At 60.9% G+C, this 13,473-nt stretch carries 13 protein-coding genes; 7 read left to right on the top strand and 6 right to left on the bottom strand.

What is annotated here, in order from left to right; translation table 11 throughout:
* Window positions 1-8: 8 nt before the first annotated feature.
* Window positions 9-782 (bottom strand): SDR family oxidoreductase, encoded by a 774-nt coding sequence (locus H281_RS0119320; protein WP_020068803.1) that lies wholly within the window; start codon window positions 780-782, stop codon window positions 9-11.
* A gap of 333 nt (window positions 783-1,115) precedes the next feature.
* On the opposite strand from H281_RS0119320, the gene H281_RS0119315 reads away from it, so the two are divergent.
* From H281_RS0119315 to H281_RS0119305, 3 genes are all read left to right on the top strand, one after another.
* Window positions 1,116-2,348 carry an ABC transporter substrate-binding protein gene (locus H281_RS0119315; protein WP_020068802.1) on the top strand — a complete coding sequence of 411 codons (1,233 nt, stop codon included), beginning with the start codon at window positions 1,116-1,118 and terminating at the stop codon, window positions 2,346-2,348.
* A 204-nt stretch (window positions 2,349-2,552) separates the two neighbouring features.
* Window positions 2,553-3,443, top strand: a complete 891-nt coding sequence (locus H281_RS0119310; RefSeq protein WP_020068801.1) for a carbohydrate ABC transporter permease — start codon at window positions 2,553-2,555, stop codon at window positions 3,441-3,443.
* Window positions 3,440-4,291, top strand: a complete 852-nt coding sequence (locus tag H281_RS0119305) for a carbohydrate ABC transporter permease (protein WP_020068800.1) — start codon at window positions 3,440-3,442, stop codon at window positions 4,289-4,291. Before H281_RS0119310 ends, H281_RS0119305 begins: the two co-directional genes overlap by 4 nt.
* 100 nt (window positions 4,292-4,391) lie before the next feature.
* On the opposite strand, the gene H281_RS0119300 is transcribed toward H281_RS0119305, so the two are convergent.
* Window positions 4,392-4,685 carry a DUF1330 domain-containing protein gene (locus H281_RS0119300; RefSeq protein ID WP_020068799.1) on the bottom strand — a complete coding sequence of 98 codons (294 nt, stop codon included), beginning with the start codon at window positions 4,683-4,685 and terminating at the stop codon, window positions 4,392-4,394.
* A gap of 342 nt (window positions 4,686-5,027) precedes the next feature.
* On the opposite strand from H281_RS0119300, the gene H281_RS36905 reads away from it, so the two are divergent.
* Window positions 5,028-5,834: a hypothetical protein gene (locus H281_RS36905; RefSeq protein ID WP_020068798.1), complete on the top strand. Its 807-nt coding sequence runs from the start codon at window positions 5,028-5,030 to the stop codon at window positions 5,832-5,834.
* 191 nt (window positions 5,835-6,025) lie between these two features.
* On the opposite strand, the gene H281_RS0119290 is transcribed toward H281_RS36905, so the two are convergent.
* On the bottom strand, window positions 6,026-7,339 hold the full coding sequence (locus H281_RS0119290; RefSeq protein ID WP_020068797.1) for an MFS transporter: 1,314 nt from the start codon (window positions 7,337-7,339) through the stop codon (window positions 6,026-6,028).
* Window positions 7,340-7,652: 313 nt separating this feature from the next.
* Between H281_RS0119290 and H281_RS0119285 the strand changes: the two genes are divergently transcribed.
* The 3 genes from H281_RS0119285 (at window position 7,653) to H281_RS0119275 (ending at window position 10,596) form a co-directional block, all read left to right on the top strand.
* Window positions 7,653-8,543 carry a LysR family transcriptional regulator gene (locus H281_RS0119285; RefSeq protein ID WP_020068796.1) on the top strand — a complete coding sequence of 297 codons (891 nt, stop codon included), beginning with the start codon at window positions 7,653-7,655 and terminating at the stop codon, window positions 8,541-8,543.
* Window positions 8,544-8,668: 125 nt separating this feature from the next.
* On the top strand, window positions 8,669-9,835 hold the full coding sequence (locus H281_RS0119280) for a CaiB/BaiF CoA transferase family protein (RefSeq protein ID WP_020068795.1): 1,167 nt from the start codon (window positions 8,669-8,671) through the stop codon (window positions 9,833-9,835).
* Window positions 9,832-10,596 carry an enoyl-CoA hydratase gene (locus H281_RS0119275; RefSeq protein WP_020068794.1) on the top strand — a complete coding sequence of 255 codons (765 nt, stop codon included), beginning with the start codon at window positions 9,832-9,834 and terminating at the stop codon, window positions 10,594-10,596. Before H281_RS0119280 ends, H281_RS0119275 begins: the two co-directional genes overlap by 4 nt.
* A gap of 56 nt (window positions 10,597-10,652) precedes the next feature.
* Here H281_RS0119275 and H281_RS0119270 read toward each other — a convergent pair whose 3' ends face one another.
* The 3 genes from H281_RS0119270 to H281_RS0119260 form a co-directional block, all read right to left on the bottom strand.
* Entirely contained in the window at window positions 10,653-11,093 is a 441-nt protein-coding gene (locus H281_RS0119270; RefSeq protein ID WP_020068793.1) for a hypothetical protein, read from the bottom strand.
* Between the two features lie 150 nt (window positions 11,094-11,243).
* On the bottom strand, window positions 11,244-12,932 hold the full coding sequence (locus tag H281_RS0119265; RefSeq protein ID WP_020068792.1) for a purple acid phosphatase family protein: 1,689 nt from the start codon (window positions 12,930-12,932) through the stop codon (window positions 11,244-11,246).
* A gap of 88 nt (window positions 12,933-13,020) precedes the next feature.
* On the bottom strand, window positions 13,021-13,464 hold the full coding sequence (locus H281_RS0119260) for a hypothetical protein (protein ID WP_020068791.1): 444 nt from the start codon (window positions 13,462-13,464) through the stop codon (window positions 13,021-13,023).
* Between the last annotated feature and the right edge of the window lie 9 nt (window positions 13,465-13,473).

The raw sequence follows: 13,473 nt of genomic DNA, 5'->3' as shown, positions 1-13,473 counted from the left end.
GGTTTCTATCAAAGCGATTCGAGCGTCAACTCTTGAGCCATCAGACGGTTGCCGGCCATCAATCCGCCGTCTACAGGCAACGCTACACCGGTGATCACACGCGCCATTGGCGAAGCGAGAAAGAGCACGGCGTCGGCGATATCGTCGGGCGTTGCGAAATCGCGCAACGGGTACCACTTCTTCAGATCTTCGAAGACCTGCGGATTCTTGTCGACGCGCGCCTGCCATGCCTGCGTCTTCACGGTGCCGGGACAGACGATGTTCGCGCGAATGCCGTAACGGCCCAATTCCACAGCAAGGGCCTTTGTGTAACTGATGAGCCCGGCTTTTGCCGCGCTATACGCGGGATGTCCGAGCGCCGCCAAACCGTTCACGGAACCGATCAGCACTAGCGCTCCGCTCTTGCGCTCGATCATCGACGAACGCACTGCCTCGACAGTGTGATAGGTGCCGTTCAGGTTCAGGTGAATGTCACGCTGCCAGCTCGCGGCATCTGTCGTGGCCAGCGTCAGACCTTCGGCTGCGCCCGCATTGGCGACGAGCACATCCACCGGTCCGCGTTTTTCCACGGCGGATGCAACGGCTTGCTGCACCGCGGCCGCGTCGCCGAGATCGACCGCTATCGGGCTGACCTGCGTTTCGCCGAGTTGCTTCGTCAAGCGCTCCAGCGCCGCCACATCGATGTCGAGCGCGAGGACCGTGTCGCCCTGCTCGACGAAACGCTTGCACAACACGCTGCCGATGCCGCCGCAAGCGCCCGTCACCAACACCACACGATTCATGTCCGCCTCGCTTTTCACGCTTGCCGCGTCTATCTAAATCGTCTGTAAATTTATTACAGCATGGAAGCCGCGTCGCACTTCGTCATCCCGAATATTGGGTTTTTGCACCGCATGCCACGCGCAGAATATGCCTTGCCTACAGGCATCTTATGCACAAAACCATCGCGAACGAAATATCGCAGACCCTACGTGACAATGCATTTTTAGCCGTGTAGGATTTTTTCAAACAATTCAACCACAGCGGCCGGCGACGGCAGCGGACCATCCCACCAATCGTTGATGGGACCTTGGTAAGCGCTAATGCACTGACTAAGGTCGACACAGGAGAGAGAAATGTCGTTGCATGCCCGTGCTTCCCTCGCGCTCGGCAAAGTTGCCGTGGCGCTCGCGTTTGCAGGTATTGCCGTGGCGGCTCACGCCGACACGGTTCGCGTGACCGTCGCGCACTACAGCGATGCAACCGCGCCGTACTTCGAAAAGATGGCTCGCAACTTCGAGAAAGCCAATCCCGGCACGACCATCAAAATCGAAGACGTGAACTGGGACACGCTGCAACAGAAACTCCAGACGGATATTTCCGGCAACGCGAACGCCGATCTCGCGATCGTGGGCACGCGCTGGCTGCTCGACTTCGTTAAGGACGACGTGGCGGAGCCGCTCGACGGCTACATGGATGCAAGCTTCAAAGGCCGCTTTATTGGTCCGTTCCTCGCGCCGGGCGAGATCAACGGCAAGGTCTATGGCCTGCCGATTGCGGCTTCCGCACGAGCGCTCTATTACAACAAGGATCTGCTTGCGAAAGTCGGCTATCCCGACGGCCCTAAAACATGGAACGACGTAATCGAAGCGTCGAAGAAGCTGAAGGCGCAAGGTATTGCCGGCTTCGGCCTGCAGGGCAAAGAAATCGAAACGGACGTCTACTTTTACTATGTACTGTGGACGAACGGCGGCGAAGTAATCGGCAAGGACAACAAGGCGGCGTTCAACTCGCCCGCGGGCATCAAGGCCGCGACGCTCTACAAGTCGATGATCGATCAGGGGCTGACACAGCCTGGCGTCACCGGCTATAGCCGTGAAGACGTGCAGAACCTCTTCAAGCAGGGCCGCGTTGCGATGATGATCTCCGCACCGTTCCTCGCTAAACAGATCAAGAAGGAAGCGCCGAACCTGAAGTACGGTATCGATCCGATTCCGATGGGCACCACTCACGCCACCTACGCGGTCACGGACTCGATCGTGATGTTCAAGAACTCGAAGGTGAAGAAGTCCGCATGGAAGTTCCTCGACTATCTGTTCACGAAGGAACCGCGTGTCGAGTTCACGACGACCGAGGGCTTCCTGCCGACCACCAAGGCTGAATCGTCGGACCCGGCGTTCAACGATCCGGATACCAAAGCATTCGTCGCACTGCTGCCCACGGCCCGCTTTGCGCCGACCGTGACAGGTTGGGAAGACACCGCGAAGGCCGTGACCGACGCAATGCAGTCGATCTATCTGGGTAAAGCCAAGCCCGCTGACGCGTTGAATGCGGCGGCCACGCAAGCCAACAAGTCGCTCGGTCATTGAGCGGCGCTACGCGGTGAGATTGCGGTAATTCGCTGCACACGGGACACGCGCCGCGCGGCTGCAATAGCAGCCGGATAGAAACGCGCGGCGCGCATTCCGGCCATCATGCTGGCCGTAATCGACTGTCATCGACCGTTATCGACTATCCGGCCCATTCCGTCGCGCCCGCTCCGTTGTGCAGGCGCGTCTCACGATCGAGCACGTATGAGCCGTTCCGCTTCTTCACGCCTGCAAGCGCCCTGGTTGCTGATTGCGCCGAGCCTCGTGCTGGCGCTTTTTATCATCAGCTATCCGATTTTCAACATTGTCTGGCAATCGCTGCATGAGGTGTCGCGCTTCGGCGCCATTCGCGATTTCACGGGCCTGCAGAACTTTTACACGATCTTCGGCGATCCCGCGTTTCTCGCGGCAGCGAGGCGCACGATAGTCTGGACCGTGTTCGTAGTAGGCGGCACGGTGCTGATTTCCGTGCCCGTTGCGCTCGTGCTGAATCAGGATTTCTATGGACGCGGCGTCGCGCGAACGATCGTCATGCTGCCGTGGTCTGTCTCGTTGACGATGACCGCCGTTGTGTGGCGCTGGGCCTTCAACGACGACTACGGCATGGTCAACGTCACGCTTCAGCGCCTCGGCCTGATCGGCGGACCGATTCACTGGCTCGCGACGCCCGAGTTCGCTTTTCCGGTAGAGATCGCGGTCGGCATTCTCGTCTCCATTCCGTTTACCGTGACGATTCTGCTCGGCGGATTGTCATCGGTGCCAGGCGACATCTACGAAGCGGCGCGCATCGACGGCGCCAGCGCATGGCAGCAGTTTCGCAAGCTGACGCTGCCGCTGCTGCGGCCCTTCATCAATATGACCATCTTGTTGAACGTCATTTATGTGTTCAACTCGTTTCCGATTATCTGGGTCATGACGCAAGGCGGACCCGACAACAGCACGCATATTCTCGTCACGTATCTGTATGAACTGGGCTTCAGGCTCGGACGTCCAGGCGAGGCCGCGGCCGTTTCGCTCATCATGCTGGTCATGCTGTTCGTTTTCTCGATGGCGTATCTGCGCTTGCAGCCCGCGAAAGAAGGAGAACCGTCATGACGCTCAGCGCAAAAGCGAAACGCTCGTTGTGGTGCTGGCTCGCATTGTCGCCGCTCGTGGTGGTCGTGCTGTTCCCGTTCGCCGTCATGCTCTTCACCGCATTGAAGCCTGCTTCGGAGATCTTCGTGTATCCGGCGCGCTGGCTGCCGGTGCATTGGCAATGGAGCAACTTTGTCGATATGTGGCAAGCCGCGAATTTTGGCGTGGCGCTGCGCAATAGCACGGTAATCAGCTTGCTTTCGACGCTGCTCGCGCTCGCAGTGAGCTTGCCGGCGGCTTACGCATTGGCGCGGTTCCCGTTTCGCGGACGCGGAACGTATCGCCAGTTCCTGCTCGTCACGCAAATGCTGTCGCCTATTCTGCTGGTGGTCGGCCTGTTCAGGCTCGCGGCCATGATTCCTTATGGCGACGGCAACCTCGTCGATTCGAAAATCGGCGTGATCGTTTCTTATGCCGCGTTCAATATTGCATTCGCTGTGTGGATGCTGTCGTCGTATTTCCAAACGGTGCCGCGCGATCTCGAAGAATCAGCGTGGCTCGAAGGATGCGGTCGCACGAAGGCCGTTTTCAAGGTGTTTCTACCGCTTGCCGTGCCCGCAATCGTCGTTACGGCGATCTTCACGTTTATCAACGCCTGGAATGAGTTCGCCGTGGTGTACACGCTGATCCGCTCGCCGGAGAACAAGACGCTCACCGTGCAGGTGACCGATATGGTCGCCGGCAAGTACGTGGTGGAATGGCATCTCGTGATGGCCGCTACGCTTTGCGCGACGTTGCCTGTGTCGATCGTGTTCGCGTGGTTGCAGCGGTATCTGGTGAAAGGGCTGGCGTTGGGCGCGGTGAAATAGGTCTTTGCGGACCGCGCTGTTGTGCCCTGCGCCAGGTGCAGTCACGGCGGTCGAGGTGTCGGCCGCCATAAACAGCACTATTTAGCGCACTCTCAGCGAATTACTCGGCGCCGCGGACGATCCGCAGATCGCGCTCCACCGCATCGCCCAAAGCCGCGAGCGCCTTCTTGTAGTCGTCGCGATCATACGCGGCGACTGCGTCTTCATACGACGGGAACTCGATCACCACCGTCCGCTCCTTCAGGCCCTGCTCGTGAACTTCATCCGCGACACCGCGCACGAGAAACTTGCCGCCGGCAGCGGCCACGGCCGGGCCCGCCAACTGACCGTAGGCCGCCAGCTTCGACGGGTCTTTGATCTTGCGATACGTGGTTACCCAATACCCCTTGCTCATTTGACGCTCCTTCTACGTGTTGGCGATGAGTCGAGCAGCGTAACAGAGAATGCCCAGCGTGCCTTTATTGCCCCGATGCGTTGCGGGTTCTCCGGAAAACCAGCAAAGCGCCGGTAGTCGCCTCTACAAATAGCGCCACACTTCTAAAAAAGATGGCCCGAAACGTTGAATAACGGCGGGTGACAAATAGCCGACTTCTCTAGAAACTCTTCGTACGATCCACGTAATGCGTCGACGCCTGGCCGCTCCTGCATGATTTGCAACCGAGTGCGTCACGGTGAGGCAACGAGTCGTCGTTTATCATGGACCTTACACTGCCTTGAATGAAGCTTCAGTTTAGATATGACGAATACCGGCAAGACGTTGATTATCGGTCTGGTGCTAGCGGACCTGGTGGTCTGCGGCTATTTATTTTATCCGCGTGAGGACAGGAAGTCGGCGCCTCCAGCCGAGGCGGCCTTGACCGCGCCAGACACGACCGAGTCGCGCTCCTACGGCGAAAGCCATGTGATCGCAGGCAGTATCGCGCGTCCTGGTTCGCCGGACGCGAATGCGAACGCGAGCGCTAAATCCAATAGCGGCACGATTGTGAGTGGCGGCGATGTGCGGGCGCCCGCACCGGCCGCGCCTATGCCGACGACGCCTGCAGCCACGGCGGCACCTGCAGCCACAGTGGCGAATATCCCAGCGGCGGAGATGCAACCTCAAGCACAAGCACAAGTCGCGCAACCCGTACAACCGCAGACGCAGACGCAGGCGCAGCAGACGCAGGTGCAGCAGACGCAGGTGCAACCTCAACCTCAATCGCAGCCTCAACAGCAACCGCAGCCTCAGCGCTACAGCGCCAGATCCAAGGCCACGCAGCATGCGGACGACGCGCGGAGCCATGAAGATCTGCGTCGCCATGGTTCCAGCGACGTCGGCGCCTTGATGACGGAGTTGCTCGTCCGCGAATCCGCGAAGCTCGATCCGTCGTTGCCGCCGCCGCCCGCGTCTCCGACACCGCCGCCGCCGTCCGTGACGGATCGCGAGCCGATCAATCGGCGCAACTCGAATCCTGTCGCGGCTGCGATGACCGATCAGTTGGTCAAGGAGTCGGCTCGGGTGACGCCCGCTTCAGGCGCGCAGAGGCAACCGGGCACGCAATAGCCGCCGACTGCTCGAGCGGATGGCCGCCTGGGTTGCGCCAGCGATCTCGGTGTGCGGCGCGCATCTTCATTTGAAACGGCATCCGGCGGTTTTCTCGCTGGATGCCGTAGACACTACCTGGTGGCTGCTCAGTCTCCCGACGTTCGGCCTGTCATTCCCCGCAAGACAGCCCCTTTCTCGCGCCGTCTCGTTCACACAGCCTCGTCCTCCAGAATCGGTTCGCGAGCCATGAACCAGTAGAACAGTGCCGCGCATCCGGCAATGGCGCCGCCCGAGATGAAGGCAAGCGCATAGGAACCGGTACGGTCCACGATGAACCCAGCGACGACCGGCGAGAACGCACCGCCAAAATATCCGCCGAAGTTCTGGATCGAACTGACAGACGCGATCATCGACGACGGCGCAATGTCCGCCGCCAGCGCCCACGCCGAACCGACCACGGCCGCAATGAATGCGAGCCCGACGGTGAACAGTGCGAGAGTGACGTTCAACGCGTGAGTGAACGGCAACGCAATTGCGCACACGGCGGCGCCCACCGCGCAGCACGCAATCAATAACCGTTTCGCGGCAATCGGCGACGCGAATCCACGGTCCACCATCTTCTTCGCAAGATAGCCAACCGCGATCTCGCCGAGGGCGCCGCCCGCCCAGGGAATGCCCGCATACACGCCAAGCTGCGCGAACGAAATATGGAACCGGTCGAGCAGATAGAGCGGCAAGAATACGAGGAAGATATTCCACAGCCAGATCGTGCAGAAGTAGCCGAGAATCATGCCCCACACGCTGCGTCGCGCGAACAGCGACCGCCACCGCAGCTTTGAATTGACGAGCGACCGTTCGTGACCGCCGCCACCTGCTTCGATGTATTCGCGCTCGTCTTTGGAGAGACGCTTACTGTCCATCGGATTGCGATACAACATCAGGAACAGCAGCGCAAACGCAATGCCGAAAGCGCCCGTCACGTGAAAGAGCGAGCGCCAGCCGAACGCGACCATCAGCGTGACGAGCATGGCCGGCGCGATGGCCGGCCCCCACTTTGAAGACGAATCCCATACGCCCGTCGCAAAGCCGCGCTCTTTCGCCGGAAACCACGCGGCAGTGATCTTCGCCGACGTCGGCCAGCACGGCGCCTCGCCCACCGCGAGCAGCGCGCGCATCACGATGAGTCCGGAGATCGAACCGACCACGCCGGTGAGCCACGTCGCGACGCTCCACCAGATCATGGCGAACGCATAAGCGCGTTTCGCGCCGAAGCGGTCGATCACCCAGCCCGCCGGCAATTGCATGACCGCATACGTCCACGCAAATACGCTGCCTAGCAGGCCGATCTGCGTGCGCGTCAGGCCAAGTTCCTGGATCATGCCCGGCGCGGCGATAGAAAGACTCGCGCGGTCCATGTAGTTGATAATCCCGCCGATCAGCAACCAGATGAGCACATGCCAACGAAAGTTGAACCGGGCGGGACGCACTGCGGCGGCCGTGAGCGAACTGGTGGGCTTGTCCAAAACGTGTCTCCGTCAAGATGGCCGTTCAAGACCATTCGTCGTTGTCGGTATGCATGTGCGGTGCAGCGTGACGCTGTACTTGTATGCACATGCTGAATGACAAGTGTACGGACGCAAACGCGAGAGCTCCAATGTCGAAACGGTATGTGGCGATAGCGTTTTCGTTATCGTTACCGTCAGAACGCCATGGTCGATGCAGCGATCGATGCTCGGCGTTCATCCGACGCACCGGTTCCGGATGCCGCCTGCCGCGGCACACTAAACTATCGGGCGGCGCGCGTGCCCATCATCGTTCGATACAAGTGGAGACAAAGTGAAATTCGACACGACAACCGTCCGGCTGATGCTGACCATTGCGGAAGAAGGCAGCATCTCGCGCGCTGCCGACAAGCTGAGCCTGGCAGTCGCGGCAGCGTCGCGACGCGTGTCGGACCTGGAGGATCAGCTTGGCGCGAAGCTCTTCAGGCGCGTGCCGCACGGCGTGGAGATCACCGAGTCAGGCGCGAAGTTACTGGCGTATGTCCGGCAGATCGACAACCTGATCGACCGCATGGAAGGCGACGCACAGGCGCTCAATCACGGGCTCGACGGACGCATCATCATTGGCGCGCCGAAAGCGGTTGTCATTCAGTTCCTCGCTCGTGAAATCGCCGCGATCCAGCGCAAGTACCCTCGCATCGCCCTGAAAATCGTCGAGGAAAACAGCAAGATCGTGCAGCAACTGCTGCGCGACAAAGTGATCGACGTGGGCATCTACGAGAAGAAAAGCGGCTTTCTGGATCTGGACAAATTCGCGTACAGGGAGGATCGGCTCGTGCTGGTTTATAGCCGCGCACATTTCACATTCGACCGGGTGCCCGTGGGCGTGGACGACATTCTCGACCTTCCGATTGTGAGTCTGGGCAAAGGCTCGGCGGTGCTGTCCGCGGTCGAGCGCGCATATCGCAGCCGCGGGCGGCTGTTCCCGAACAACTTCACGGTGAACGGCTTCGACACGATGCTCGCCATGGTGCGCCACGGTCTCGGCGTCGGCTTGATGCCGCCCGATGTTCTACAGAGCTTCCATCCCGAGGATTCGCTCGCTTCGGTCGAGCTCGACGCAGACTGGTCCCGGCGTAGCTACGTGTTGTCCTGCGTCGAAGGACACGCTCAGGAGCAAACGCTGCGCAACGTCGTGGCTCAATTGCTGGAAGGCGGCGCCTAGCCATAATACGGGCGACGGTTTCGCGAACGGCGAAACCAGCCATGACGCGGCGATTCTTGCGGCACCCTGCGCACTCGGCGACAGTGGAGCTACAACACACCACTTATCCGAGGAGGAAGCTCGACATGACGGAATCTGCGCATCTCCCACTGCAAGGCATTCGCGTGCTGGACGTGAGTCAGGTCATGGCGGGCCCGTTCGCCTGCATGATGCTGGCCGACCTCGGCGCGGATGTCATCAAGGTCGAACCGCCAGAAGGCGATCAGACCCGCGGTTCAATGGGCTTCAAGATGAAGGGCCCCGACAGCATGGGCTTCCTTAATCTCAACCGCAACAAACGCTCCGTCACGCTTGACCTGAAGAGCGACGAGGGGCGCGAGCTGTTTTATAAGCTTGCCAAAACGGCCGATGTGATCGTGGAAAACTACCGCCCCGGCGTCGTCCAGCGTTTGCGAATCGACTACGAGTCGATCAAGGCGATCAACCCGAAGATCGTCTACGCGAGCATCTCAGGCTTCGGGCAAAGCGGGCCCTGGGCGTCACGGCCCGGCTTCGATCTGATGGCGCAAGCCATGTCCGGTGTGATGAGTGTAACGGGCTACAAAGGCGGCAAGCCTGTCAAGGCGGGCGTGCCGGTGGCCGATATTGGCTGCGCGATGTTTGCAGTGTACGGTCTCCTGTCGGCTTATATCGGTGCGCAGAAGACCGGGGAAGGCCAGCATATCGACGCGTCGCTGTTCGATTCGATCATGGCCTTCTCGATCTGGGACATGTCCGACTACTGGGGCACGGGCGTGCCGCCGACGCCGCTCGGCACGAGCAACAAGATGAGCGCGCCTTATCAGGCGGTGAAGGCCCGGGACGGTTACTTCGTCATGGGCGCGACGAACCAGAAACTATGGACCAAGCTGTGCCACGTGCTGGAGCGGCCGGATCTGATCGACCATGCCGACTACGCCAACGTGTCGCTGCGTCTGAAAAATCGCGAGGCGATGATCGAAGTGCTGGAGCAGGAATTCGGCAAACGCGACAGCAACGAATGGGTCGACATATTGCTCGCCGCGGGCATACCAGCGGGTCCCATTCTTTCGTATCCCGAAGCGTTTGAAAGCGACCACGCCCGGCATCGCAACATGTGCATGGAAATCGATCATCCGAACGAGGGCAAGGTCAAGAACATCGGCTTTCCCGTCAAGCTGCTCGGCACGCCGCCGACCGTGCGCCGCCATCCGCCGCTGCTCGGTGAACATAACGAAGAGATCTTTGCGGAGATCAACGGAGCCGCATCATGAGCGAACTGGTCAGCCTGAGCGTCGACCCTTCGGGCGCGGCGGAGATCCTGATCGACAGACCCGAGCGGCACAACGCGATGACGCTCGACATGTACGAGTCGCTACTCGCACTCGTCGGGAAGTGTGAAGCGGATATCAGCGTGCGCTGCATTCTGTTGCGCGGGGCCGGCGGCAAGTCTTTCATCTCCGGCACGGACATCGGCTATTTCACGGGCTTCCGCGATGGTCGCGACGGCGTTGCATACGAAGCGTTCGTCGAGCGCGTGATCGGCACGGTCGAGCGAATTGCGAAGCCGACCATCGCGGTGATAGACGGCTGGGCCGTAGGTGGCGGTCTGGCGCTTGCCACGGCGTGCGATTTCCGTGTTTGCAGCGACGCATCGCGCTTTGGCGCGCCGATTGCGAAAACGCTGTCCAATACGCTTTCATCGCGCAACATCGCGCGGCTCCAGGCGGCGTTGGGCACGCCGCGCGTCAAAAAGATGCTGCTGCTCGCCGACTATCTGACGGCCGACGAAGCGCTGGCCTGCGGATACGTCTATCAGGTCTGCGCGCCTGGCCTGTTGCAGGAAGCGGCGCATACGCTCGCAGAGCGGTTGATGGCGCTCTCGCCCGTCACGCAGAAAGCCGTGAAGGAGAGCTTGCGCCGCATCGTAGTCGAACAACGACTCGACGATGACGACCTGATTGAAGAAGTGTATGGCAGCGCCCGCTTCAAGGAAGCGGTGCTTGCGTTTACGTCGGGATCTTCGAAGGCATAAGTCTCCGGGCCGCACGTGTATTGCCGGTGCGGTCCCGAAGCATTCAGGCGTACCGCTTAGTCGTAATGCCGATGCTTATGATGCTTCTTGCCCGAGCGGTAATCGCGCGAGTAGTCGTCGGCATACGAGTTCGAGCGCGAGATATTGCCGCCGAGCGCGGAGCCCGCGCCGCCGCCTAGCGCTGCGCCAATCAGGCCGCCGCCACGTCCGCCCATGGCGTTGCCGGCCGCGGTGCCCGCACCGCCGCCCAGCGCGCCGCCTACGATGGCGCCCGTGCGCTCGCGGCGGTTAGACGTCACCGCGCCGCCCGCGCCGCCACCCACCGCGCCGCCGATCACAGCGCCCGTGCTGCCGCCGACCGCGCCGCCCAGTGCCGCACCCGCTACGCCGCCGAGCGCGCCGCCAAGCGCATTGTTCATATCGCCGGCCACAGCCGACAACGACGCCGCGCTCGTGAGCGCTGCAACAGCCACAATTTTCAGGATTCGCTTCGACATAAGAGGTCTTTGGTTTTTATGAGACGGCGCGAGTATAACCGGCGATTCGAAAGGCTTCTGTAACCGCCTCATCGCGTACCGGTAAGACGTGTAACAAAACCTGCCGCGCCGTCCCTTCCCCTTGCTTCTTGCCTCTCCCCGGCTCGCGCGTCAGCGCTTGCGTTTCTTCTTCAGCTCGATGGTTTCGAACAGTTCATAGTTCGATGTAGGCGTCTGGTCCGCGCCGGGTGCGTGATAGTAGTTCATCGTGATGGTCGTCTCGCCGCCCGGATGGCCCGGCTCATGATCGAACACGGCGATGCCGTAGCCGGTGCCGGTGTCTCGTTGCGCGGACCAGATTGCGTCTTCCACCGCATCGGCGCTTGCTCGCACGAACGTGCCCGCCGTGCTGCCTGGAACCGGACGGTTAGGTCGCGTGAAAATGCGTGCTTGCGGCAGGCCGGTGCCCGCGTCGAGGCCATACACGTCGAGCGGTGCGCTCGTGCCGCCGCCGCCGAGAATCAGGTGGATGGTGCCGTGGCTCGTATCGAATGTGGACGCCCCAGCGGATATTGCCGACATGACCGGCTTGGGCTGCAATGTATCGACCGGACGACCCGTTGCGATATCGGTGCCCTTGTTGTGATTGCAGCCGCGCACGGGATAGCTGCGCTCATAGTCGTGATCGTGGCCGCATAGCACGAGGTCCACGCCATAACGGTCGAAAAGCGGAAGCCAGGCTTCGCGGATGCCCTTGTCCGAACCGTTGCCCGTCTTCGAAGAACTCAACGCGTCCTGATGCATCTGCACGACGATCCAGTCGACGTCGTCGTCCTGGGCCGCGTGGCGGAGCGTCTTCTCCAGCCAGCGCGTTTGCTCGCCCCCGCTGTAGCCTCGCACATAAAAGGACGTGCCGGGCTCGATCGGCGGATTGCCGGTGCTCGCTGCCGGCACGAGCGGTGCCGGCCCGCCCACGAATGCGGCGGCGTCCTGATAGACGACGTCGTCGGCATCGAGCGAAATGAACAGCACCGAGCTCACGCGGAAGCTGTACCACCGCCCCTGAAATCGCGTGTGATTGTCAGGCAACGCGTAGCGCGCGAGGTACGACGCGAACCCTTGCTCGCCGTTGTGAAACTCGATCTCGTGATTACCGGGGCATGGCATCCACGGACGATTCGCGGCTGAAGTTTGGCAATTGTTGCCGAAGTCGCGCCACACTTCGGGCTGCTGTGTCGGGTTCAGATTCGCATAACAAAGGTCGCCGTTGAGCAGGTGAAAGAGCGGCTGAAAGCGCTCGACCGCCTGCACGGCGAACCGGCTTTGCGGCGACGAGAGCACCCAGCCGGTATTCGGCGTGGCGAGGTCGCCATAACTCGTCCAGCGAAACGGTGCGCGGCCTCGCGGCGCCGTGCGGAAGCTGCCGCTGAAGGGCTGCGCCGCGTTGCTGTCGTTATCGGCCGTGACCTCGTATTCGTAACTCGTGTCCGGCTTGAGATCGCGCAGACGCGCGTGATAGTTGAATACCACTTCGCCGTTGAGGCCGTCGGTGTACGTAGTCTGCACGCCATGCACGATCCGTTTGCCTTCTCCAACGCGGCCAATACGCAAATGCGGCTTCACGGCAGCCGCGAGCGACGCCCACGACACCGTGACTTCATTGGATGGATCGTTGCCCCAGGTCAGGTGTACCTGCTCCGGTGTGCCGTCCGGCGTCGTGCCTGCGGCGCGCGCCGTTGACAGCGCGTTGGCTGCACTAGCGAGACTCGATGCGCCGGCGAACTTCAGGAACCCGCGACGCGAAACGATGGAAGCGCCCTGATCGGCTGGCGAAGCCTTAGCGTTTTTTGTGTTCGACATGTCTATGTTTTGTGGGTTGGAAGGACTGGCGGCTTGACCAGTGATCCTAGTCGCGAAACAGTGACAGTTGAATGAAACGGGTCAAACGCTAACGACTGGGAGGCTGTGGGTTGTTGGCAGGATTCGTATCGAACTTCGAAATGCGCTCGATACCGCTTTCAATACCGCCGGATGCGCCGCTCTCACCGCATAGCGCCAATAGTTCGGTCTCCATTGCATCGGCGGTTTGCTTGTCGTAGATCTGTTCGCCATTCACGTAGACCGTGAACGAGCGCAGGTACTTCGCTTTCTTCTCCGGGTTTTCGATCGTCTCGCGCGTCCACTGATAGAGCGGATATCTTTCGATGCCGAGCCGCTCCGCCTCGCTCACATAATCCGCGAATGCGTCGTACTGACAAATTACGGTCGCGTTATGCCGATGCAAAATCCGTTGAAGCGGGACATGCGCCGCGCCGGAAGAATCGGCGCGCAATGCGCCGGCAAGTTCTGGCGAGACGGTGAGCCGTAGCTGGAATCTGAGTGTCGAGTCCACGTGTTCCTC

The sequence above is a fragment of the Paraburkholderia caledonica genome (genome assembly GCF_000383275.1).
GTDB classification, from domain to species: Bacteria; Pseudomonadota; Gammaproteobacteria; order Burkholderiales; family Burkholderiaceae; genus Paraburkholderia; species Paraburkholderia caledonica.
The sequence above is the reverse complement of the archived record's forward strand: the minus strand, read 5'-3'. Positions and strand labels throughout refer to the sequence as shown.